The 22,660-nt window shown below is 61.9% G+C and carries 19 protein-coding genes; 9 read left to right on the top strand and 10 right to left on the bottom strand.

What is annotated here, in order from left to right:
• Window positions 1-112: 112 nt before the first annotated feature.
• Window positions 113-1,270 (top strand): GGDEF domain-containing protein, encoded by a 1,158-nt coding sequence (locus EJA71_RS12605; protein WP_158957248.1) that lies wholly within the window; start codon window positions 113-115, stop codon window positions 1,268-1,270.
• Between the two features lie 8 nt (window positions 1,271-1,278).
• Window positions 1,279-1,773 carry a PaaI family thioesterase gene (locus EJA71_RS12600; RefSeq protein ID WP_158957246.1) on the top strand — a complete coding sequence of 165 codons (495 nt, stop codon included), beginning with the start codon at window positions 1,279-1,281 and terminating at the stop codon, window positions 1,771-1,773.
• A 28-nt stretch (window positions 1,774-1,801) separates the two neighbouring features.
• Here EJA71_RS12600 and EJA71_RS12595 read toward each other — a convergent pair whose 3' ends face one another.
• The 4 genes from EJA71_RS12595 to EJA71_RS12580 form a co-directional block, all read right to left on the bottom strand.
• On the bottom strand, window positions 1,802-2,242 hold the full coding sequence (locus tag EJA71_RS12595; protein WP_158957244.1) for a hypothetical protein: 441 nt from the start codon (window positions 2,240-2,242) through the stop codon (window positions 1,802-1,804).
• 178 nt (window positions 2,243-2,420) lie between these two features.
• Entirely contained in the window at window positions 2,421-5,054 is a 2,634-nt protein-coding gene (locus EJA71_RS12590) for an excinuclease ABC subunit UvrA (protein WP_158957241.1), read from the bottom strand.
• A gap of 21 nt (window positions 5,055-5,075) precedes the next feature.
• Window positions 5,076-7,187 carry a PAS domain-containing sensor histidine kinase gene (locus tag EJA71_RS12585; protein ID WP_158957239.1) on the bottom strand — a complete coding sequence of 704 codons (2,112 nt, stop codon included), beginning with the start codon at window positions 7,185-7,187 and terminating at the stop codon, window positions 5,076-5,078.
• 133 nt (window positions 7,188-7,320) lie between these two features.
• Window positions 7,321-8,010, bottom strand: a complete 690-nt coding sequence (locus tag EJA71_RS12580; protein ID WP_038368903.1) for a GntR family transcriptional regulator — start codon at window positions 8,008-8,010, stop codon at window positions 7,321-7,323.
• A gap of 140 nt (window positions 8,011-8,150) precedes the next feature.
• On the opposite strand from EJA71_RS12580, the gene EJA71_RS12575 reads away from it, so the two are divergent.
• The 7 genes from EJA71_RS12575 (at window position 8,151) to EJA71_RS12545 (ending at window position 15,500) form a co-directional block, all read left to right on the top strand.
• Window positions 8,151-9,236 (top strand): ABC transporter ATP-binding protein, encoded by a 1,086-nt coding sequence (locus EJA71_RS12575; RefSeq protein ID WP_158957237.1) that lies wholly within the window; start codon window positions 8,151-8,153, stop codon window positions 9,234-9,236.
• A 1-nt stretch (window position 9,237) separates the two neighbouring features.
• Window positions 9,238-10,155 carry an ABC transporter permease gene (locus EJA71_RS12570; protein ID WP_158957235.1) on the top strand — a complete coding sequence of 306 codons (918 nt, stop codon included), beginning with the start codon at window positions 9,238-9,240 and terminating at the stop codon, window positions 10,153-10,155.
• Window positions 10,152-10,940 (top strand): ABC transporter permease, encoded by a 789-nt coding sequence (locus tag EJA71_RS12565; protein WP_158957233.1) that lies wholly within the window; start codon window positions 10,152-10,154, stop codon window positions 10,938-10,940. The genes EJA71_RS12570 and EJA71_RS12565 overlap by 4 nt, the downstream gene beginning before the upstream one ends.
• Window positions 10,941-10,955: 15 nt before the next feature.
• On the top strand, window positions 10,956-12,008 hold the full coding sequence (locus tag EJA71_RS12560; RefSeq protein WP_158957231.1) for an extracellular solute-binding protein: 1,053 nt from the start codon (window positions 10,956-10,958) through the stop codon (window positions 12,006-12,008).
• 137 nt (window positions 12,009-12,145) lie between these two features.
• Window positions 12,146-13,342: an amidohydrolase family protein gene (locus EJA71_RS12555; protein ID WP_158957229.1), complete on the top strand. Its 1,197-nt coding sequence runs from the start codon at window positions 12,146-12,148 to the stop codon at window positions 13,340-13,342.
• On the top strand, window positions 13,339-14,826 hold the full coding sequence (locus tag EJA71_RS12550) for an amidohydrolase family protein (protein ID WP_158957226.1): 1,488 nt from the start codon (window positions 13,339-13,341) through the stop codon (window positions 14,824-14,826). Before EJA71_RS12555 ends, EJA71_RS12550 begins: the two co-directional genes overlap by 4 nt.
• 11 nt (window positions 14,827-14,837) lie before the next feature.
• Entirely contained in the window at window positions 14,838-15,500 is a 663-nt protein-coding gene (locus EJA71_RS12545) for a flavin reductase family protein (RefSeq protein ID WP_064387694.1), read from the top strand.
• Between the two features lie 155 nt (window positions 15,501-15,655).
• Here EJA71_RS12545 and EJA71_RS12540 read toward each other — a convergent pair whose 3' ends face one another.
• From EJA71_RS12540 to imuA, 6 genes are all read right to left on the bottom strand, one after another.
• A complete protein-coding gene (locus tag EJA71_RS12540; protein ID WP_158957224.1) occupies window positions 15,656-16,315 on the bottom strand; it encodes a DUF799 domain-containing protein in 660 nt (219 codons plus the stop codon).
• Window positions 16,312-16,680 carry a DUF4810 domain-containing protein gene (locus EJA71_RS12535; protein ID WP_158957222.1) on the bottom strand — a complete coding sequence of 123 codons (369 nt, stop codon included), beginning with the start codon at window positions 16,678-16,680 and terminating at the stop codon, window positions 16,312-16,314. The genes EJA71_RS12540 and EJA71_RS12535 overlap by 4 nt, the downstream gene beginning before the upstream one ends.
• A 28-nt stretch (window positions 16,681-16,708) precedes the next feature.
• On the bottom strand, window positions 16,709-17,395 hold the full coding sequence (locus tag EJA71_RS12530) for a CsgG/HfaB family protein (protein ID WP_161806640.1): 687 nt from the start codon (window positions 17,393-17,395) through the stop codon (window positions 16,709-16,711).
• Between the two features lie 276 nt (window positions 17,396-17,671).
• Window positions 17,672-20,770 (bottom strand): error-prone DNA polymerase, encoded by a 3,099-nt coding sequence (locus tag EJA71_RS12525; RefSeq protein ID WP_218576483.1) that lies wholly within the window; start codon window positions 20,768-20,770, stop codon window positions 17,672-17,674.
• Window positions 20,746-22,161: a DNA polymerase Y family protein gene (locus EJA71_RS12520; RefSeq protein ID WP_158957218.1), complete on the bottom strand. Its 1,416-nt coding sequence runs from the start codon at window positions 22,159-22,161 to the stop codon at window positions 20,746-20,748. Before EJA71_RS12520 ends, EJA71_RS12525 begins: the two co-directional genes overlap by 25 nt.
• Before the next feature lie 7 nt (window positions 22,162-22,168).
• Window positions 22,169-22,660: translesion DNA synthesis-associated protein ImuA (gene imuA, locus EJA71_RS12515; RefSeq protein ID WP_158957216.1), on the bottom strand; the 492-nt coding region annotated here is incomplete at its 5' end.

Here is a 22,660-nt window from a genome sequence, read left to right as displayed (position 1 = left end):
AGCCTGCCGCACCAGCACCGATGGTCTGCGCGGCAACACGCCCTCTGCGAAAAAACTGCCCGAACGCTTACAATCGCCGGTCTTACCGCCAACCAGACAGGCCCGCCCGGAAATGCCGCTCGACCCGCCAACGATGCTCACCATCACGATCGCCCTTGCGGCCGCCGCCGCGCTGTACCTGGCGGTTGAATGGCGCAGCATCCGTGAACCCTCGCTCCTGTTCTGGAGCGCCGGTTTCGCCACCATCACCGTGGGCTCGACCCTGGCCCTGCTGCGCAGCAGTGGTTTTCTGTTTATCGGTATCTGGTTCGCCAACGGGCTGCTGGTGACGGCGCATTTTCTGTTTTTGCTGGGCGTGGTGCGCTTTACCCAGATCCGCCTGTCACCCGCCTGGTATCTGATTTTTGCTGTCTGGCTGGTCATGCTGTTACTGCCGGACGGCCCCCTCTGGTCAAAAGCCATGCTGGCGGCCAACTCATTGCTGGTGGCGTTATCAACGCTCAAGGCCAGCTCGCTGCTGCGGCCGCATGGCAAGTCCTTGAGCATCGGCGCCGTGCAATTGCGCTACGTGCTGCTGGGGCATGGGATTTTCTACGTGGCCAAAGCCCTGACCGTGGTGATTCCCGGCACGTTGATCGATCTGGCGGCCTTTCGTGGCGAGATCATTCAGATTTCCCTGGTCGAAGGCGCGATGGCGATCATGTTGATCGCCTTGTCGATGACCGGCACCGAACGCTATCGCCGGGAAAAACAGATCGCCCGCCTCGCCGAGCGCGATCCCCTGACCGCCCTGTACAACCGCCGCGCCCTAGAAAAACGTGCGCCGCGCCTGTTGGCGGACGTCTCGAAGGAGCACCCCGGCGCGCTGCTGCTGATCGACATCGACAACTTCAAACTGGTCAACGACCAGTACGGCCATAGCGCCGGCGACCGTTTGCTGATTGCCTTGAGTGAAATGATCCGCTCGGTGCTGCCGCGCAATGCGCTGACCGCCCGACTCGGAGGTGACGAGTTCGTCATTCTGCTGAACAACGCCTCCAGCGAACGCATCGTCGAACTGGGCAACACCTTGCGCGAGCAGTTCCTCACCAGCGCGTCCCAGACCTTCCCCACCCCCAACGCCGTGACACTGAGCATCGGCGCCAGTCTGTTCGACAAGCCGCCCGCCAGCCTCACCGCGCTGATTGAGCAAGGCGACGCCGCGCTCTACGAATCCAAGCGCGGCGGCCGCAATCGCCTGCGCCTGACCGGGCTCACCACTCCAGGATAATAAAAACCATGACCAGCCCCGTTACCTCTCTGCAAGACCTCGCCGCCCCCGAAGGCGTTTGCTACGGCTGCGGCGGCCGCAATCCCCACGGGTTGCACGTCAAAAGTCGCTGGGATGAGGACGGTGTGCATGTGATTGCCGAGCATCTGCCAGAGGCCAAATACTGCGGCTGGCCAGACCTGGTCTACGGCGGCCTGCTCGCCATGCTGGTCGATTGCCACTCCAACTGGACAGCCATGGCCTACCACTACCGCGCCGAACAGCGCGAACCCGGCACACTGCCGCGCATCGACTGCGTCACCGGCAACCTCGGCCTCAAGTTCATCAAACCGACGCCCATGGGCGTCACGCTGACCTTGCGGGCAAAAGTCGAAGGCGACGTCGGGCGCAAGACCCGAGTGATTTGCGAGGTGTTTGCCGGTGATGTGCTGACGGCGGTGGGCGACTCGGTGTTTGTGCGGGTCGACACCGCGCAACTGGCCGATGCGGCGCACGGTCGCTAAGCACTCGCGGCTACGCGCACTGCGTTGGCTATAAGGCCCGCTTGAGCACGGCAGTCGATACCCGCGGCACGATCATTTTTTCGATCAGCGCGACAACGTCCTTGGCACCATAGCAGCGAAACTTGACGCTGCCGGCATCAGTGTCCAGGCGGATGATCTTGGTGAAGAAGCCGCCTTCGTTGCTGACCTTGCGGATCATGCCGATGGGGATTTCGATATCCAGCGTGCCGTCCTGGACCATGCGGTTCATCGCGTTGGCATTAAGGTGAATGGCTGTTCGGGTCAAAACCATCCTCCCGCCAACCCACAAACCGCCATAGGCATGCTGGAAAGCCTCCATCACATCGGCCAGCACATTGACGTTGCCCGCGCCGACGTCGTCGTAAAACTCGCCGATCTCGTCGTAATCGACTTCAACATCAGCCACCAGAAAGTTGACCAGTTTGGACTTCACGATCTTTTCCGCCATCTGCACTGCTCCTTGATTTGAATCATTGCCCATAACCTTAGGCGCTGGCCGCAGATGCTAGCACTTGGCCGCCAGTCGTAGACAGCGAAAATCATGGACAGACCCAGGACGTGTCCGGCAAATCGCCTTCGCTAACAGGGCTTGCCCTGCTAGCGAAGAGGCCGTCGGACCAACGCAATTATCGGCTCAAGGCCTTCGCCAAAAACGGTGCAGTCTTGCTCTTTTTGCTCGCGGCAACTTTCTGCGGTGTGCCCGCCGCGACAATCCTGCCACCCTGATCCCCCGCCCCGGGGCCAATGTCGATCACCCAGTCACTCTGCGCGACCACGCGCATTTCGTGTTCGACCACGATCACCGTGTGCCCCGCCGTCACCAGCGTATCGAGTTGTTCCAGTAACCGATCGACATCGCGCGGATGCAGGCCGGTAGTCGGTTCATCCAGCACGTACAAGGTCGCGCCCCGCTGATTGCGCTGCAACTCGGTCGCCAGTTTGATCCGCTGCGCTTCGCCGCCGGACAGTTCCGTGGCCGGTTGCCCGAGGCGCAGATAACCCAGGCCAATGTCGCGCAAGACTTCCAGCGAACGGCGAATCCCCGCCTGCTCGGCAAACACCGTCACCGCTTCATCGACGGTCAATTGCAGAATCTGCGCGATGCTCAAGCCCTCCCAGCGAATCGCCAGGGTTTGCGGGTTGTACCGCGCGCCGTGACAGGTCGGGCACGGCGCATACACGCTGGGCATGAACAGCAACTCAACGCTGACAAACCCTTCGCCCTCACAGGTAGCGCAGCGGCCCTTGGCGACGTTGAAGGAAAACTGCCCGGCGTCATACCCGGCCTCTCGCGCCTCAGGGGTGGCGGCGAACAGCTTGCGCACGTTGTCGAACAGCCCGGTGTAAGTCGCCAGATTGGAGCGCGGCGTGCGGCCGATGGGTTTCTGATCGACTTGCACCAGACGCTTGATCGATTCCAGCCCTGAACTGACTTGCCCGGTGCTGAGCTGCGGCGCGTCGTCTTCGAGGCTGAGTTCTTCAGGCTCACTCTCCACCGTCGGACGGCCCAATTGCGCGCCGACCAGTTCCAGCAGCGCCTGACTGACCAGACTCGATTTGCCGGAGCCCGACACGCCGGTCACCGAGGTAAAGCAACCCAAGGGAAATTCAGCGCTGAGGTTGTTCAGGTTATTGCGGGTGATGCCGTCGAGTTTCAGCCACGCCGTCGGTTTACGCGCCGCACGGGTCGGCCGCTGTGTTTCAGCAAACAGATAGGCGCGAGTCTGTGACGCCTCGATTCCGGCCAACCCCGCCGGCGGGCCGCTGTACAACACCTGCCCACCCTTCTCGCCCGCCGCCGGCCCCACATCGATCAACCAGTCGGCGCGGCGCATGGTTTCCACGTCATGCTCGACCACAAACAGTGTGTTGCCGTCAGCCTTCAAGCGCTGCAACGCCTCGAACAGCGCCTCGCCATCCGCCGGATGCAACCCGGCGGACGGCTCGTCGAGCACGTAGATCACGCCAAACAGCTGCGAACCCAACTGCGTCGCCAGGCGCAACCGCTGCAACTCCCCGGACGACAGCGTCGGCGTGCTGCGCTCCAGCGCCAGGTAACCGAGGCCAAGGTCGGTCAGCGTACTGACCCGCTCCAGCAGATCCTCGGCAATGCGCTGCGCCGCCAGACGTTTCTCCAGCGACAGGTTCGGCGTGTGCCGCACATCCGGCGCACTGGCGTGCCCGCTGGCGCCGTGGGCCACGCGTTGCTGACGGGCCTCGCGGGTTTGCGCATGGCTCAAGGTCTCGCCGGTTTCGTCGGCGTGTTCGAGATAACTCGCCGTCGCCACCGGCCTGAGCACCTCGGCCACTTGCAACAGGGGCATCTGCGACAGCTCACCGATGTCATACCCGGCAAACTTTACCGACAACGCCTCACGCTTCAGGCGCTTGCCGTCACACAACGGGCAAGGGCTGCCGAGCATGAATTGCGACACGCGCTTCTTCATCAGCGCACTTTGCGAATGGGTGAACGTGTGCAGGATGTAGCGCCGCGCCCCGGTGAAGGTGCCTTGATAGCTCGGCTCCATCTTGCGCTTGAGGGCGACGCGGGTTTCTTCCGGGGTCAGCCCGGCGTACACCGGCACGGTCGGGGTTTCTTCGGTAAAGAGAATCCAGTCGCGCTGCTTTTTCGGCATTTTCTTCCACGCAATGTCGACGTCGATGCCCATGGTCACGAGGATGTCGCGCAGGTTCTGCCCCTGCCACGCCAAGGGCCACGACGCCACGGCACGCTGGCGGATGGTCAGGTTCGGGTCCGGCACCATCAGCGCCTCGGTGACTTCGTAAACCCGGCCGAGACCGTGGCATTCCGGGCAAGCGCCTTGTGGCGTGTTCGGCGAAAAGTCTTCGGCGTAGAGCATCGGCTGGCCCGGCGGATAACTGCCGGCGCGGGAATAGAGCATGCGGATCAGGCTCGACAACGTGGTGACGCTGCCCACCGACGACCGCGTGCTCGGCGTGCCACGCTGTTGTTGCAGGGCCACGGCGGGCGGCAGGCCTTCGATGGAGTCGACATCCGGCACGCCGACCTGATCGATCAGCCGCCGGGCATACGGTGCCACGGACTCGAAGTAACGCCGCTGGGCCTCGGCATACAAGGTGGAAAAGGCCAGCGACGATTTGCCCGAACCGGACACCCCGGTGAACACCACCAGCGCGTCGCGAGGAATATCGACGTCGACGTTTTTCAGGTTGTGTTCACGGGCACCACGCACCCGCACCATGCCGGCGGGCGCTTTCGAATTTCGCTTGGAAGTCATTGACGGGCCTTGCTTGAGGGCTCAGGCACTCAGCACCACGCGCAGCATCTGCAACAACGCTTCGGGGCTGTAAGGTTTGCCGAGCAAGTGAGTTTCAGGGCTCAGTTGATGATTGCGCGAGATGATGTCGCGGGTGTGGCCGGAGGTGAACAGCACCGGTACCGGCGGCGTCTGCACCTTGGCCCACGCGGCCAGATCAGCGCTTTTGATCAGCCCCGGCATGACCACATCGGTGAAGATCAGATCGACTTCGCTGCCCTCCAGGAGCATTTGCATGGCCGCATCGCCATTGCCGGCGGTCAGCACGCGATAGCCTTCTTCACGTAGCAACTCGACGGCCGAGGTGCGCACCGCATCGTTATCCTCGACCACCAGCAGCGTCTCGTGCCCGCCGCTCTGTTGCCGTTGCAGATTGGGCGAGTCGTCAAGAATCGGCCGCAGGCTGCGCGGGAAGTACAGCTGCACCCGCGTGCCCTCGCCAACCTGACTGTCGATCTCGACATGCCCGCCGCTCTGTTTGACGAAACCGAACACCATGCTCAGGCCCAGACCGGTGCCCTGGCCGTCAGCCTTGGTGGTGAAGAACGGCTCGAACACCTGCTCCAGAATCTGCGCCGGGATGCCCGCCCCGCTATCGCTGACCGCCACCCGGACAAAATCCCCGGGGACGATGCCTTTGCCACTGCAAAACTCGCGATCGAGCCGCACATTGGCGGCGCTGAGGCCGATGGTGCCGTCACCCTGCATGGCATCGCGGGCGTTGATCGCCAGATTAAGAATCGCGTTTTCCAGTTGATTGCGGTCGACGTTGATGTGCCATGGCTCTGGCGGCAACTGCACATCGATCTGAATGGTCTCGCCCAGCGCCCGTTGCAACAACTCGCCAACCCCTTCGAAGATCTGCTGGGGGTTGCAGACCGCTGGCGAAAGCGGTTGGCGCCGGGCAAACGCAAGCAACTGCGAAGACAGCTTGGCCCCGCGTTCAACCGCCGCCAGTGAGGCGCTGACCCGACGCTGCACATTGGCGTTATCGGGTTCGTGACGGGCGAGCAAATGCAGATTGCCGGCGATCACTTGCAGCAGATTATTGAAGTCGTGCGCCACGCCGCCCGTCAGCCCGCCTATCGATTCAAGCTTCTGCGACTGACGCAATTGCTCTTCCGCCGCCAAACGCGCCTCGACCTCATCGGCGACACGCTGTTCGAGGTTGCGGGTGAATTTGAGCAGGGATTCTTCGGCGTTCTTGCGTTCGTGGATGTCGATCAACACGCCCGGGAAACGCAACGCCTCGCCGTTCTCGTCGAACTCGCAAGCGCCGCTGGCCAACACCCACATATAACGGCCATCGCTACGCTGGACGCGATATTCAGCGTTATAAGGTTCGCCGGTCTGCAAGGAATACGTGACCCGCTCCTGCACCCAGGCGAAATCATCGGGGTGAATGCGCGACTCAGCGATGTCCTGAGCCAGATCGCTCAGGTCCTGATCCGGCGGATAGGAAAACGTGCGGGCGAAACGCTCATCTGCCGACAGCGTGTTGTTTTTCACATCCCAGACAAACGAGCCGAGCAAGGCCCCGGCATTCAATGCCAGTCGCACCCGCTCGTTGTCGGCGCGGTAGGCGTTTTCCGCTTCCTGGCGCAGGCGTTCCGAGATCACGAATTCGGTGGTTTCTACCACCATCGCCATCACCCCGGCCGGCTCGCCTTCGTCATTGGCCACAGGGCTGTAATAGAGGTCGAGCCAGACATTTTCGGGAACGCCGTCACGCAACAGCACCAGTTCTTTATTGCGAAACGACAAAGTGCCGCCGGCCAGACAAGTATCGACGACATGGCGATTGAAATCGGCGACTTCCGGCCAGCCCAGCTCAACCGGCACCCCCAGCAGGTAAGGATGGCGACCACCGGCAAATATCGAATAGGCATCGTTATAGATCATGAAGCCGGCGCGGCCCCAGAGCATGACCATCGGCAGTGGCGAGGCCAGCATCAATTGCACGGTGCTGCACAGACTGGCTGGCCAATTGTTCAGTGGGCCAAGTTCAGTCCGGCTCCAGTCGAACGCGCAGATGCGCTCGGCCATCTCGCCTTTCCAGCCGTCACAACCATGGCTATCGGATAAAAACTGCATCGCCTGACTCAGTGTCCTGTGCTGGTTGTCCCGTAAACCTCAGCGCCAGAACGATACGGCGCCCGTCTGTTTCGAGCGTCTTCAGGCGCATTGGTTTCATAAAAGGTATAGCCGATTTCATCCTCGTCCTGGGTCAGACGCCGATCAAATGCTTGAGCGGATGGTAGCCAGTTTTCATCTTCGCGGCGACGTCGAGAATGGCTTTTTCGATGCCGTTCAAATGCATACAGGTCAGCTCGATGGCGGCGCTCTGATTGCCGGCCTCGATGTACTCGAGCAGGCGCAAGTGTTCATCGTCGCGGCAGGCTTCGTGGCTGTCGTCGTCAAGTGCGGCGGCGTACAGCGAGGCGCGGGAAATCAGCTTCTGGAACCAGTCGAGCAATACCGGATTATTCAGGCTGCGCGCCAGTTTGATGTGGAATTCACCGAGCAGATGGATCAAGCGTTCATGATCGCCGGCGGCGTGGGCTTCATCTTCCAGCAGCAGGTGTTCGCGCAAGTCCTGCATCGCCGCCGTGTCCTTGCGCCGGCACAATTCGGTGACGATGCCGATCTCGATCAGCCGGCGGGTTTCGAACAGCGAACGGATCTCTTCGTTGCTCGGCAATGACACCGATGCACCCTTGTTGGGCTCGGTGGTGACCAGTCCATCGGCCTCCAACTGCTTGAGCGCGGCGCGAACCGACGTGCGGCTGACATTAAATAATTCGGCCAGCGAGGCCTCGCCCAGCTTCATCCCCGGGCGCAACGAACGCTTGCTGATCGCCTCGTAAACCCCTTGGTAGACGCGGTCGACCGTGGTCTCCAATTTCTTTTCTGTCATTCGAGCACTCCTTTAGCGTCGGGCAACCAACCCCTGGCGATGCCTGGCCATGGAAAAAGGGGGTTGCACACGCAGATTAATCCGGGTATTTCTAAATTGCATTCAGATATTGCATACAATAAATAGAGGATTGCACCATTATGGGTCAACCAATAGCAATTGAAGTGCGCAACGTCTCCAAACGCTACTCCGACGATCCTGGCCTTGCGCCAGCCCTCGACAATGTCTCGGTGAACATCGCCGACAACGAATTCTTCACCCTGCTCGGCCCCTCGGGCTGCGGCAAAACCACCCTGCTGCGCACCATCGCCGGTTTCGAACACGTCAGTGAAGGCGAAATTCGTCTGGCCGGCGAGCCGGTCAACGATCTGCCGCCGTTCAAGCGCCGGGTCAACACGGTGTTCCAGAGTTACGCGCTGTTTCCGCACATGAGTGTCGCGCAGAATATCGCCTTCGGGCTCGAGATGCAGGGTCTTGATCGCAAGTTGATCCCGGATCGGGTCAACGAGATGCTCGCGCTGGTGCAAATGGAGCATCTGGCCGGGCGCAAACCGGCGGAATTGTCCGGCGGCCAGCAACAACGCGTGGCTCTGGCCCGGGCCTTGGCGCCGAAACCCAAGGTCTTGTTGCTGGACGAGCCGTTGTCGGCGCTTGATCTGAAGCTGCGCAAGGAAATGCAGGTCGAACTCAAGCGCGTACAGAAAGAAGCCGGCATCACCTTCATTTTCGTCACCCACGATCAAGAAGAAGCGCTGACCCTGTCCGATCGCATCGCCGTAATGTCTGCCGGCAAAATCCTGCAGATCGGTACGCCGACCGATATCTATGAACACCCGAAACACCGTTTTGTCGCGCAGTTTATCGGCGACATCAACTTCCTCCCCGGCCAGCTCAAGCACGGCGAGCACAACGAAAAACTCTTCGTGCCCAACGGCATGCCGATCGAAATCCCGTGTCAGCAACAAAGCTTCGCCGGCAGCAGCGTGCAACTGGCGTTCCGCCCGGAGCGTTCGCAACTGGTCGATGCCAGCGAGCCCCATCACCTGCGCGGCATCATCGAAGCGGTGCTCTACGTCGGCACCGCGACGCTTTATCAGTGCCGGTTGAACAACGATATCAAAGTCATGCTGCGCGAAAACAATGAGGGCCTGAACCAAAGCCGCGCGGTCGGCGAACGCGTTGCCGTGCACCTGCCGCCGCACGCCTGCCTGTTGATGGAGGCCTGAGATGAGCGTCAGCAGCACTTCCCCTGCCCTCAACCGCGCGCTGTTGCTCAGCCCGGTGGTGTTGACCCTGCTCGCCCTGATCGCCATTCCGTTGGGAATCATGGGCTACATCAGCCTGCTGCCGCGCAACACCTACGGCGGCGTCGACTGGCAAGCGCAATGGCAACTGCAAAGCTACGTGCAGCTGTTTTTCCAGGAGGGTTTCGACGGCGAACTGGAACTAAATTGGGTCTACGCCCAGGCGCTGTTGCGCTCGGTATTGCAGGCCGGCGGCACCACCGCGCTGTGCTTTCTGTTCGGTTTTCCGGTGGCGTTGTGGATGTCGAGCCTGACCCCGCGCCGACGTAATCTGATGGTCTTGCTCATCACCATTCCGTTCTGGACCAACCTGCTGATCCGCAACTACGCGTGGCTGATCATCCTCCGCGAACACGGCTGGGTCGCGCAAAGCCTTAACGCGCTGTTTCCGAGCGCTGGCGGCATCACCCTGCTCTACAACGACTTCGCGGTGAGTGTCGGTCTGGTCTACAGCTTCCTGCCGTTCATGATTCTGCCGATCTACTCGACCCTGGAAAAACTCGACTGGCGTTTGGTCGAAGCCGCTTATGACCTCGGCGCCAATCGTTGGCACGCGTTGCGCCGAATCATTTTGCCGCTGTCGATGCCCGGTGTGATTGCCGGTGCGTTGCTGGTGTTTGTGCCGAGCCTTGGCGCGTTCATTACTCCGGCGATTCTGGGCGGCGGCAAGACCCTGATGATCGGCAACCTGATCCAGCAACAGTTCGGCACCGCCCGCAACTGGCCGCTGGGCAGTTCGCTGTCGTTCCTGTTGCTGGCGATTCTGCTGGTGTCGCTGGTGCTCTACGCGCTGTACAGCCGCCATGCGGCGAAGACCATCCATCGGGGGGCGAAAGCATGATTTCCCTGCACCTGAAAAAACTCCCGGCGACGCGCGAAATCAGCCTGCTGATCCTCGCCTATCTGTACCTGCCGATCTTCGTGTTGATCGCCTACAGCTTCAACGCCAACCGTTCGGCGACGGTGTGGACCGAGTTTTCGTTTGCCTGGTACGGACGGATTCTGGCCAACCCGTCGATTCAGACGGCGGCTCTGAACTCGATCATCGTCGCCACCCTCGCCACGGTCTGCGCCACGGCGATTGCCCTGCTCGCAGCGCTGGCGACTTACCGGCCGTTCTACGGGCAGAAAATGGTCGAGGGCGGGATCAACCTGCCGCTGATCCTGCCGGAGATCGTCACCGCTGTGGCGACCTTGCTGCTGTTCATGGCACTCGGCATCAAACTCGGTTTGCTCACGGTGATCGTTGCGCACATCGGCTTCTGTATTCCCTTCGCTTACCTGCCGATCCGTGCGCGGCTCAACGACCTGGACAAGAGCTTGCTGGAGGCGGCCAACGATCTGTACGCCAATCCATGGCAAGTATTCCGCCGCGTTACCTTGCCGCTGCTGTGGCCGGCGGTGTTATCCGGTGCGGTGCTGGCGTTCGTGGTCAGCCTCGACGATTTCATCATGACCTTCTTCGTCGCCGGGCCCGGCTCGACGACGTTGCCGGTGTACATCTTCTCGGCGATCAAGGCTGGCGTAACGCCGGAGATCAATGCGATCTCGACGCTGATGCTGGTGATTTCCATCGTCCTTGTGGTGCTGGCCTTCTGGCTCGGCCAACGCGGTAAACAACAATAAATCTGGAGCGATCTCATGAAAGTCAAAAGCATGCGTTTGGCAGTATCCGGTCTGGCCCTGAGTTGTTTCGCCGCGTTCGGCGCCCACGCCGCCGAACCGAAGGAGCTGTTTTTCTACAACTGGACCGATTACTACCCGGTCGATCTGCTGGCCAAATTCGAAAAGGAAACCGGCATCAAAGTGACCATGGACGGTTACGACAGCAACGAAACCCTGCTCGCCAAATTGCAGGCCGGCGGCGCGGCGTATGACGTGATCGTGCCGTCGCAATCGATCATGCAGACGCTGATCAAGCAGGACCTGCTGATGGAAATCGACGCGCCGAGCCTGAGCAATTTCCAGTACGTCAAGGGGCCGTTCCGCGACCCGAGCTTCGACCCGGGGCGCAAGTTCTCGGCGCCGTATCTGTGGGGCACCACGGGGTTTTCCTACGACAGCGCACGGGTGCCGGGCGGCAAACTGGATGACTCGTGGAAAGAATTCTTTGAGCCGCGCAAAGAGCTGCAAGGCCAACTCGCCGCGCTGGATACATCGAGCAGCGTGATCAACGCCGCCAGCCATTATCTGAACGTCGACGAGTGCAGCGAAAACCCGCAGGACGCCAAACGCATCCTCGAACTGCTGCAAAAGCAAAAACCGTTTTTGAAGATGTACAGCTCCGACAACACCGTGGATCGCATGGCCTCGGGCGAGGTGATCATGATGCAGAACTGGAACGGCTCGACCGCACGGGCGACGTTGCAGAAGAGCACGATCAAGTACGTCTATCCGCGTGAAGGCCTGGCGATGTTCCAGGACAACTTCGCCGTGCCGAAAAGCGCCCCGCACCCGGGCAACGCGAAAATCTTTATCGACTGGATGATGAAGCCGGAGAACGCCGCCGCCGTGTCCAACGCCATTGCTTACGCCAACGGGATTCAGAGCGATTCGTTGCTTGATCCGAAGTGGAAGGTGATGGACGCGATCAACATGCCCGATGAATACGCCTCGCGTTTGCGGCCGGAGAAGGAATGCAGCAACAAGGCGCGGGAGTTGCAGGATCGGATCTGGTCGAAGCTCAAGGGGTGATCACCTGATCTGAAATCGAGGGGCGACCATCGCTGGCAAGCGAGCCCCCACAGAAAGTGGGCACACCTCGACACCTGTGGAAGCTGGCTTGCCAGCGATGAGGCCCGCCCAGACACCATTGAACCAGAGGTAAAGAAATGACCCAGCCACACTGGCTCCGCAACGTGCGCCCCTACGGCGCCCCAGCCGAAGACCTGCTCATCGAAAACGGCCGGTTCGCTCAACGCCGCCCGGCGTCCAACGCGCCCGTGACCGCCACCGACATCGATGGCCACAATCAATTGCTCACCAGCGCGCTGGTCGAAAGCCACGTCCACCTCGACAAAACCCTCTACGGCCAACCCTGGCGCCCGAACAGCGCCGGGCCGACGCTCAAGGATTACATCAGCAACGAACGCCGCATCCTCCGTGAAGTGAGCGCGCCCATCGCCGAGCGCGCCGGCGCGCTGCTGGAAAACTGCATCGCTCGCGGCTCGCTGACCATGCGCTGCCACGTCGACATCGACCCGGAATTCGGCTTGCGTCACGTCGAAGCCATGCAGCAACTGCGCGAACGCTACACAGACCTCATCGACCTGCAACTGGTGGTATTCCCGCAAACCGGTTTGATCAGCCGTCCCGGCACCGCTGAACTGATGCGCGAGGCGATGGCGTTGGGCGTGGAAAACGTCGGTGGGCTCGACCCGTGCGGCATCGATAACGACCCGATCGCGCAACTGGATTTCGTCTTCAAACTGGCGGCGGAATTTGGCCGAGGTGTGGATATTCACCTGCACGACAAAGGCGAATTGGGCCTGTGGCAGATTGCGTTGATCGCCGATTACACCGAACGTTTCGGCCTGCAAAACCGCGTGATGATCAGCCACGCCTACTGCCTCGGCATGTTGCCGTGGAGTCAGGTCAAACCGGTTGCCGAGCGGTTGGCGGCATTGGGGATTTCGCTGATGAGTTCGGCGCCTGCCGACACCGCCGTGCCGCCGTTTCTGCCCCTGCGTGAGACTGGCGTGAATGTCTGCCTGGGCTCCGACGGCATTCGCGATGCGTGGTCACCGATGGGCAATGGCGACATGCTTGAGCGGGCGATGTTGCTGGCGTTCCGGTTTGATCTGGCCAAGGACGATGAACTGGCCGCAGCGTTCGACGCGGCCACGGTCAACGGTGCGCGAGCGTTGGGCATCGAGGATTACGGCTTTGCCCTCGGGCAGCCTGCGGACTTTTTGTTGATGCCAGTGGAGACTCTTGGCGAAGCCGTCGTTGCGCGGCCATTGCGCCAGGTCTATCGCGGCGGTGAGTTGATCGCCAGCGGTGGTCGTCTGCTGAGCAGCCGTCTGTGAAACGTATCGGTCTGCGCGCCAGTTGCGTGGTCGGTTTCGACGGCACCCAGCATGTGCTGTGGCGCGACGGTGAAGTGGTGTTTGCCGGGTCGCGCATCGAGTTTGTCGGGCGCGGTTACGCGGGGCCGGTGGATCAGTGGATCGACTACGGCAACGCGTTGATCGGCCCCGGCTTCATTGATCTGGATGCCCTGGGCGACCTCGATTCCACCGTGCTGACGCTGGACAACGGCGACGAACAAGGCATGGGCCGCATGTGGTCGTCAGAGTACTTGGCCCACGGCCCGCGTGAGACGTATACCGCCGAAGAAGAGCTGTTCAAATACCGCTACGCCTTCAGCCAATTGATCCGCAACGGCATCACCACGGCGATGCCGATCACTTCGATGTACTACCGCGAGTGGGCGGAAACCTACGACGAATTTGCTGCCGTCGCGGCTGTTGCCGGTGAACTCGGCCTGCGCACTTACCTCGGCCCCTGCTACATGAGCGGCATGGCTTACTGGCGCGCCGACGGCAGCCTCGATCATCACTGGGATGAACAGCGGGGGCTGGCTGGATTGGCGGCGGCCGAACGGTTTTTCAAGGATTTCGACGGTGCCCACAATGGGCTGATTCGCGGCGCGTTGCTGCCTGATCGCATCCAGACTTGCACCCCGGCGCTATTGCGCCGCACGGCCGAGCTGAACAATGAACTGCAAGCGCCACTGCGCCTGCATTGCTGCCAGTCGCTGGGCGAATATGAAATGGTCCTGCGCCTGCGTGGCGTGTCGCCCATCAACTGGTTGAAACAGCTGGACCTGCTCAATCCTCGCAGCGTGTTGCCCCACGGCATCTACACCTCGGGCGATGACGATTTGCAGCGTCTGGTGGATGCCGAGGCCAGTCTGGTGCACTGCCCGCTGGTATTTGCCCGCGATGGCGAGGCGCTGAATTCATTCGGTCGCTATCGCGCCAAGGGCATCAACTTCGCCCTCGGCACTGACACCTGGCCGGCGGATCTGCTGGAAAACATGCGCCACGGCCTGAACATTGCGCGGTTGATGGAAGGCGGTCCTGCGCTGACCAACAGCCTCGATCTGTACAACGCCGCCACCCTCGGTGGTGCGCGGGCGCTGGGTCGCGATGACCTCGGTCGACTGGCCCCCGGCGCGAAGGCCGACATCACCGTGTTCAGCCTGCGCGGCCTGCATCTGGGACCGCTGTTCGACCCCCTGAAAAACCTGTTATTGGCCGGGCGCGGCGACGACTGCATCGCCAGTTATATCGACGGTCGTTGCGTGATGCACGACGGTCAGGTCAGCGGCGTCGACTACCCCGCCCTGCAACGGCAGGCGCAACGCCAATACGAAAAACTCATGCGCAGCCACAGCGACCGGGCCGAGGGCCGACCGGACTGGAAAACCCTGTTCCAGCCCGCCATTCCGTTCGCCGATGACTACAGCGCCGAGGCGCCGTTGAGCGCAATCGATCCACTTTCCTAGAGGTTTTTGCCATGCACAGTTTTGATTTCAGCCAACTCAGCCCCCGGGAAAAATACAAGATCCTGATCGGCAGCGTCGTGCCCCGGCCCATCGCATTGGTGACCACTATTGATGGCGAGGGCCGAGTGAATGCCGCGCCGTTCAGTTTCTTCAATGCACTGTCGGCGGACCCACCGATTCTGGCCCTGGGCGTGGAAAACTACGGCGATCAGAGCCCGAAAGACACCACGCGCAATATCCAGCTCAATCAGGAATTCACCGTGAACATCGTCAGCGATGCATTGGTGGAGGCGATGAACGTCTGCGCCGTGCCGTTCGCACCCGGTTTCGATGAGTTGACTGCTGCGGGGCTGACGGCGATTGCCGGCACCACGGTGAAATGCCCACGCATCGGCGAAGCGCCGGTGGCGTTGGAGTGCCGACGGATGATGGCGCTGAACATCGGCCAGTCGCGGGAGATCATTTTTGGCGAGGTGTTGATGGCGCATGTGCGCGATGAGCTGATCGATCCGAAGACGCTGTACATCGATCAGTTGGGGCTGGATGCGATCGGGCGTATGGGCGGCCATGGCTATGCACGCACCCGTGACTACTTCGACCTGCCGACCCGCTCGTTGCAAGCGTGGACGGAAGCGCCGGGGGGTGGCGAGCGGTTTTGGCCCGCCCCGAAATAAACGCCAACAGCAAAAGATCGCAGCCTTCGGCAGCTCCTACTGATCGTTCCCACGCTCCGCGTGGGAATGCCGCCATGGACGCTCTGCGTCCACTGTGACGCGGAGCGTCACGGGATGCGTTCCCACGCAGAGCGTGGGAACGATCATTACCAGGCTCAGTCCGTGCCGTACTTCGGCGAACGCGGGCCGTACAGCAGGCCCGCCGGATGTCCGGCGGACAGCAAGCGATTGCTCGCGACACCGGCAATCGGGTAGCCGGCATCGGTGGAGCTGTTGATGATCTGCTTCACCGCCGCCGTAATCAGCATGCCGATCAGACCGCCGCCACCATTGTTGCCACCCTCTTCGCTCGACGCCCGCGCCGCTCCGGTCCACAGCGTGGTGCCGCTTTTCAGATCCACCAGTTTCGCCGTAGCGGTCACTGCCGTTTCGCTGCTGATCACCATGTAACGCGTGCCGTATTCGCTCACGGTGATGTACAGCGCCGCGTCCGCGCCGAAGATTTCCTGCAGCTTGTGCGGCGGTGCCTGATGAATGTCACCCGGCGTGGTCAGGCCGTTCTGGCGGAAGGTTTCGTCCACCAGCGCAATCGGCAACACGTAATAACCGGCTTCGGCCAGCGGAAACGTGACTTGCGACAACAGGCTGTACGACGCCTTCACGTCTGGCGAGGTGTTCAGCGGTGGCAACACCAGAATGGTCTTGGGCCGAGCCTGTTTGTACGCCGAGTAGTCCACGGTCTTCGGCGCGACACAGCCACCGAGCAGGGTCAGAGCCAGTGCGCCGGCCAGCAATTTCAAGGTGCGCGAGATCATTGCACGACTCCGGCCTTGGCGTTTTTAAGCAGAAAATCCATGTACGTGCCGGACTCGGGGAACAGGCTTTTCTCGGTGTTGAACTGCTGCACCATCTGATCGTCCTTGCCCATGCTCAGGTAGAGCAGGCCCAAGTGCGCGTGATAGCCCGGCGGGACGGCTTTGCCGGTGGAGCGGATCTTTTGCAGATCGCGTTCCAGCGCTTCGGCCTGGGCCTCTTTCGGCTCCTCGCCTTTGAAATATTCGTAGACCTGGGGCTCGTAGCCTTCCCACTGGTACAGGGTTTGCGGGCTGCTGCAACCGGCCAGCAAGGCGCTGGCGGCCAGCGTCAGCGCCATCAGCGAGCGCGACAAAGTCAGATTCATGGGTATTGCTCCTTGCAATGGGCGTCGATCAGTTGCCCGGTTTCCAGGCACCGGCGTTCATGCCATCGACCAGACGATTGATCGCCTCGCGCATGGCCAGGTCCAGTACTTTGCCGTTGAGGGTCGAATCGTAGGCAGCGGTGCCGCCGAAGCCGATGATTTCGCGGTTGGACAAGGCGTACTCGCCAGCGCCCTGGGTCGAATAGACCACTTCGGAGGTACTGATATTGACGATGTTCAGGTTCACTTTGGCGTAAGCGACCTGGGTCTTGCCACGGCCGAGAATGCCGAACAACTGGTGATCGCCGGTCTCTTTGCGACCGAACTCGGTGACGTCACCGGTGACCACGTAATCAGCACCTTTGAGGCGCTGGGCCTGGCCTTTGATGGCCGCTTCTTGCTGGATTTCGCCCATGTTGTCGCGATCCAGCACGCTGAAGCGGTTGGTCTGCTGCAAGTGAGTGATCAGGATTGTCTTGGCCTGGCCGCCGAGACGGTCGACGCCGTCAGAGAAGATCCCGCGCATGTAGCTGGAGCGGTTGTCGAACTTGCCCACCGCCATTGGCACGCGAACGCCGGTCCAGATCTGCGAAGCGCTTTCAACCTTGGCCACCGGCAAGGCGCGGGAGCTTTCCGTGGCGCAACCGGAGAGTGTGGTGGCAAGGGTGCCAAGCACGGCAATCGCCACGCCTGAAACCAGCATCCGGGAGATCATTCTCACTGGGTATTCCTTTTGAAAACGGGGGTGTCCCGGCACGGCAATGCGGTACAGGGGCTGAAAAGGGTTGGCATTATGCCAAAGTGCCATCATTGCGAACAGATATTTTTGACGCCAATGAATTGGCTCGGATTGGCCGTACGCAAATCCACTGTTGATCGTTCCCACGCTCTGCGTGGGAATGCAGCCACGGACGCTCCGCGTCCGCTGTGACGCGGAGCGTCACGGGAGGCGTTACCACGCAGAGCGTGGGAACGATCAGATCAGGGCGCGCTAATGGAAATCGCGGCTCTGTACGCGAATGCCATTGAGCAATGGGCTGAGATCACTCAGACGTCCGGCAATCAAATGGCGCACGTCGCCCTCGCGCTCCCAGCGGCCATCGACCCTGAGCAGTTGCGAGCCGACCAGCACTTGCCGTTGGCGCTCGGCCAGGTCGCGCCAGACCACCACGTTGACGTTGCCGAACTCATCTTCCAGGGTCACGAAGGTCACGCCGCTGGCAGTGCCCGGTCGTTGGCGCCCGGTCACCAGACCGGCGATGCTCACAGGTCTGCCGTGCTCAACGTCGAGCAACTCCTGCGAACTGCGGCAGCGTCGCGCTTTCAATTCGCCGCGCAACAGCGCCAGTGGATGTGGGCCCAGCGTAGTGCCGATGGTGGTGTAGTCCGCATGCAAATCCTCACCGACACTCGGTTTGGGCAGCACCACGTCGGCCTCCTCCTGGCTCGGCAGCCCGGCGAACAAGCCAAGCTGTTTCTGCACCCCGGCGACTTCCCAGCGCGCCCGATGCCGGTGCCCGGCCAGACCGCGTAACGCACCGGAATCGGCCAGCAACGCCTGCGCCCGACTGTCGAGTGCGGCCCGTTCACCCAAATCGGCGACATCGGCAAACGCCCCGCGCGCCCGCGCCGCCTCGATACGCCGAGCATCGTCCTCGCGAAAGCCCTTGATCATCCGCAGGCCCATACGAATCGCCGGTTGCGCCGCCGTAATGGTTTCCAGGCTGCAATCCCAGTCACTGGCGCGCACGTCCACCGGGCGAATCTGCAATTGATGCCGGCGCGCATCCTGCAGAATCTGATCGGGGCTGTAGAAACCCATCGGCCAACTGTTGATCAGCGCACAGGCAAACGCCGCCGGTTCGTGGCACTTGAGCCAGCAACTGGCGTAGGTCAGCAAGGCGAAACTGGCGGCGTGGGACTCGGGAAAGCCGTAGCTGCCAAAGCCTTTGATCTGCTCGAAAATCTGCGCGGCGAATTCTGGCGTGTAGCCGTTTTTCTTCATGCCGGCAGCGAGGCGCTCCTTGTGCGGTTCGAGGCCGCCGTGGCGCTTCCACGCGGCCATGGAGCGACGCAATTGATCGGCCTCGCCGGGGCTGTAATCGGCGGCGACGATGGCGATCTGCATCACCTGTTCCTGAAACAGCGGTACGCCGAGGGTGCGTTTGAGCACCACTTCCAGCTCCGGCGATGGGTAGGTTTCTTTTTCTTCTTTATTTCGGCGGCGCAGGTACGGATGCACCATGCCGCCCTGAATCGGCCCCGGACGGACGATGGCCACCTCAATCACCAGATCGTAGAACGTCGCCGGTTTCAGGCGCGGCAGCATCGACATCTGTGCCCGCGACTCGATCTGGAACACGCCGACGGTGTCGGCGCGAGTGATCATTTCGTAGGTCGGTTTGTCTTCGGGTGGAATCGTCGCCAGGCTCAAGTCCTGATGCCGATGCCGGCGCAGCAGATCGAAGCAGCGACGAATCGCACTGAGCATGCCGAGGGCGAGGATATCCACCTTGAGCAGGCCGACCGCGTCGAGATCATCCTTGTCCCACTGAATGATCGTGCGATCAACCATGGCCGCGTTCTCGACCGGCACCAGCGTGTCCAGCGGCTCTTCGGAAATCACGAAGCCGCCGGGATGTTGCGACAGGTGCCGGGGGAAACCGATCAGTTGCCCGGTCAGGCTCAGCACCCGGCGCAGCACCGGGCTTTCAGGATCGAAGCCTCCCTCGAGCAAGCGTTCCAGCGGCGGTGTTTCATCGCTCCAGTGGCCGCAGCAATCGGCCAGTGAGTTGATCTGATCTGGCGGCAGGCCCAAGGCCTTGGCCACATCGCGCACCGCACCGGCGGCGTGGTAGGTGCTGACCACCGCCGTCAGCGCCGCGCGACCACGGCCGTAACGGCGAAACACGTATTGCAGGACTTCTTCGCGCCGTTCGTGCTCGAAATCGACGTCGATGTCCGGCGGCTCATTGCGCTCTTTCGACATGAAACGTTCGAACAGCAACGTGGTGTGGTCGGGGTCGATCTCGGTGATGCCCAAGGCAAAACACACCGCCGAGTTGGCCGCCGAACCGCGCCCCTGACACAGGATGTGCTCGCCGCGAGCGAAGCGCACCACGTCGTGCACGGTGAGGAAATAGCTTTCGTAGCCGAGTTCGGCAATCAGCTTCAGCTCCTTGTTGATCTGCCTCAGCACCTTGAAAGGCGCACCTTTCTTCCAGCGCCAGGCGATGCCTTCCTTGGTCAGTTGCCTTAGCCAGGAACTCGCACTGTGCCCCTCAGGCACCAGTTCTTTCGGATACTGATATCGCAATTCGCCCAGATCGAAGATACAGCGTCGGGCCAGACTCACCGATTCATCGAGCAAGTCCTGGGGATATAGCCCCTGCAACACCTCGACACTGCGCAAATGCCGCTCGCCATTGGGATGCAGGCGCAACCCGGCCTCAGCCACCGGCACGTGATGGCGGATCGCGGTCATGGTGTCCTGCAAGGCGCGTCGGCCTCGGGCGTGCATGTGCACGTCGCCGCTGGCCACGGCCGGAATCTGCAACTCGGCGGCCAGACTCAACAACCTCGCCAGGCGCTGCTGATCGTCCTGGCCGCGATGCAACTGCACCGCCAGCCACAGGCGTTCGCCGAAGGTTTGCTTGAGCCAGCGGCCCTCCTCCACCTCATCGAGTGCGTCCGGCACCCACAACACCAGCAGCCCCTGTTGCGGCTCGCTGAAATCTTCGCGCAGCACCTGATACTGGCCTTTCTGTGTGCGCCGCCGCGCACGGGTAATCAAACCGCACAGGGCCTGATAACCCGCCAGATTCTCCACCAGCAGCACCAGTTTCGGGCCGTTTTCGATGCGCACTTCACTGCCGATGATCAGCGCCAGCTCAACCGATTTTGCCGCTTGCCAGGCGCGAACGATCCCGGCCAGCGTGCATTCATCAGTGATCGCCAGCGCCTGATAGCCGTGCTTTTTCGCACGCTGGAACAGCTCAAGGGCACTGGAGGCACCGCGCTGGAAACTGAAGTTCGACAGGCAGTGCAACTCGGCATAGCCGTCGTTCATGCAAACCAGCCCTGCAGCCACAACGGACCGTCCTCACCCACCGCGCGATACGCCCAGCCCTGCTGCCCGGCGCGGTTCTGGATCAGGTAATAATCGCGGCGCACATCGTCACCGTCCCACCAGCCCGATTCGATGCGTTCCGGGCCCATGAGAATCTGCGCCGAACCGTGCGGCACGCTTTGTGGCTCGCCGAGCAACCAGCCCGGACGATGGACACCCGGCAGCGCGGCGCAACGCTGTTTATCGACGCCATGCTGCCACGCGCACTCGGGGCGATGATCGGCCTGAAAGCGCAGCCCCTGCACGGCGTCATCGCCCAGCCGTGCGCGCAGGCGTTCGCGCAATTGCTCCCAGGGCAAGGTCTGCTGCGGACGGTCGTCGAACAGTTCCTGAAACTGCGGGACGAAGCTCGGCAAGTCCTCGGCACGCAGGCGAAAACCGCGCACCGGCGCCTCGACCTGCACTTGTTCCAGGCGCCCACGGGCCAGTTCGAAGAGCATCGCCGGATCACGCTCGGCGCTGAGCAGGCCGACCTTGATGACAGTGTCCGGCAGCCCGGCGTGTTCCAGATGCAGATCGAAACGCTGCACGCCGCTGTCGCGCCCGCAGAGGAACGCCGACAGATCGCCGGTCAAACGGCGTAACGGGAACAGCAGCGCCTGATGGGATTGCACGTCGAAATTGAGTTCAATGCGTACATCAAAGCGATCCGGCGGCAGGTAGAACTCCAGCGCCAACGGACGCGCACCGAACAAGGTGTCGAGGTGCTTGAGCATCTGCGCTTCGAAACGTCGGGCCAGCGCCTGACGCGGCAGGCTCTGCACCTGATTGAGATTGCGCAGGCCCATTCGCGACAGCGCCGTCGCCACATTCGGCTCCAGCCCGACCCGGTCGACAGGCAACTGGCCGAGGTGATGCTGCAAGGCCTCGGCGTCCGGCACCACCAAGCCGTCGTAAGCATTGGCCAGCACCCGCGCCGCCACTGGATTCGGTGCGGCGACGATGCGATGGCGAAAGCCCAGGTCCGTCAGTTCCTTGCGCAGGCGCGCTTCGAACTGCGCCCAGGAACCGAACAGACCCAAGCTCGATTCGATCTCGAACACCACGGTGCGCGGATAATGCACGCTGACCTGCGCACTGAAACCGTAGGCCCACGCGGCGAGAAACTGCTGCCAGTGCTCGACCTCGGCGGCTTCGTAATCGGCGGTGGCAAAACCTTTGCTCATCGCCTGCGCAGCAGTCATCGACTGGCCGGCACGCAAGCCGAGTTTGCGCGCCGCCGGATTGACCGCTTGCAGCACCCGCCGCTGAGCCGGGCCGCTGAGCAGCACCAACGGTTCCTCAGGATCAGGACGCTGACGCAGCACGGCGTCCAAGGCCAATTGCGGAAAGAGAATACAGACCCAGCGCATGGCGACCTCAGTGACCCACGGCAAAGGCAATCGGTGCCGTACGCGCCAAACCGCCACGGCACTTGAGGACGCGCAACTGTGCAGGTTTGGAATCGATGGCAATGCGCAGCGCCGCCGGTGACGGGTTGACCGCTTCGCTCAACGGGCGCCAGGCGAATGCCAGGGTCTGGCCGGTTTCTGCGGCCACCTGCAAACGTCGCAACGCGCGGTCATCAGCCTTGTGTGGCCAGCACAGCACCGCGCCGCAACTGCCGGAACGCAAACACTGTTCCGCCGCCCACAAAGCATCGCGCTCACTGGCTTGAATCACTGACAACTGACGCAGATCGACCCCGGCGTTTTCCCACGCCTGCGGGTACGGCACGAACGGCGGCGCCACCAGGACGATGCGCTCGCCCGCCGCCGCCAATCGCGCCAGCGTCGGCCAGACCAGTTGCAGTTCGCCGACACCGGGGCCGGCCAGGAGGATTTCGCTCAACGCCGCTTCCGGCCAGCCGCC

Origin of the sequence: Pseudomonas sp. PB106, from assembly GCF_009764645.1 — a bacterium.
In the GTDB taxonomy this organism is placed as follows: domain Bacteria; phylum Pseudomonadota; class Gammaproteobacteria; order Pseudomonadales; family Pseudomonadaceae; genus Aquipseudomonas.
The sequence above is the reverse complement of the archived record's forward strand: the minus strand, read 5'-3'. Positions and strand labels throughout refer to the sequence as shown.

Coding starts and splice junctions, on each gene's coding strand:
- EJA71_RS12575 (WP_158957237.1), top strand. CDS start 8,151: ATGGGTCAACCAATAGCAATTGAAGTGCGCAACGTCTCCAAACGCTAC.
- EJA71_RS12600 (WP_158957246.1), top strand. CDS start 1,279: ATGACCAGCCCCGTTACCTCTCTGCAAGACCTCGCCGCCCCCGAAGGC.
- EJA71_RS12555 (WP_158957229.1), top strand. CDS start 12,146: ATGACCCAGCCACACTGGCTCCGCAACGTGCGCCCCTACGGCGCCCCA.
- EJA71_RS12535 (WP_158957222.1), bottom strand. CDS start 16,680: ATGAATCTGACTTTGTCGCGCTCGCTGATGGCGCTGACGCTGGCCGCC.
- EJA71_RS12580 (WP_038368903.1), bottom strand. CDS start 8,010: ATGACAGAAAAGAAATTGGAGACCACGGTCGACCGCGTCTACCAAGGG.
- EJA71_RS12540 (WP_158957224.1), bottom strand. CDS start 16,315: ATGATCTCGCGCACCTTGAAATTGCTGGCCGGCGCACTGGCTCTGACC.
- EJA71_RS12590 (WP_158957241.1), bottom strand. CDS start 5,054: ATGACTTCCAAGCGAAATTCGAAAGCGCCCGCCGGCATGGTGCGGGTG.
- EJA71_RS12565 (WP_158957233.1), top strand. CDS start 10,152: ATGATTTCCCTGCACCTGAAAAAACTCCCGGCGACGCGCGAAATCAGC.
- EJA71_RS12585 (WP_158957239.1), bottom strand. CDS start 7,187: ATGCAGTTTTTATCCGATAGCCATGGTTGTGACGGCTGGAAAGGCGAG.
- EJA71_RS12570 (WP_158957235.1), top strand. CDS start 9,238: ATGAGCGTCAGCAGCACTTCCCCTGCCCTCAACCGCGCGCTGTTGCTC.
- EJA71_RS12560 (WP_158957231.1), top strand. CDS start 10,956: ATGAAAGTCAAAAGCATGCGTTTGGCAGTATCCGGTCTGGCCCTGAGT.
- EJA71_RS12605 (WP_158957248.1), top strand. CDS start 113: ATGCCGCTCGACCCGCCAACGATGCTCACCATCACGATCGCCCTTGCG.
- EJA71_RS12595 (WP_158957244.1), bottom strand. CDS start 2,242: ATGGCGGAAAAGATCGTGAAGTCCAAACTGGTCAACTTTCTGGTGGCT.
- EJA71_RS12520 (WP_158957218.1), bottom strand. CDS start 22,161: ATGCGCTGGGTCTGTATTCTCTTTCCGCAATTGGCCTTGGACGCCGTG.
- EJA71_RS12545 (WP_064387694.1), top strand. CDS start 14,838: ATGCACAGTTTTGATTTCAGCCAACTCAGCCCCCGGGAAAAATACAAG.
- EJA71_RS12530 (WP_161806640.1), bottom strand. CDS start 17,395: ATGATCTCCCGGATGCTGGTTTCAGGCGTGGCGATTGCCGTGCTTGGC.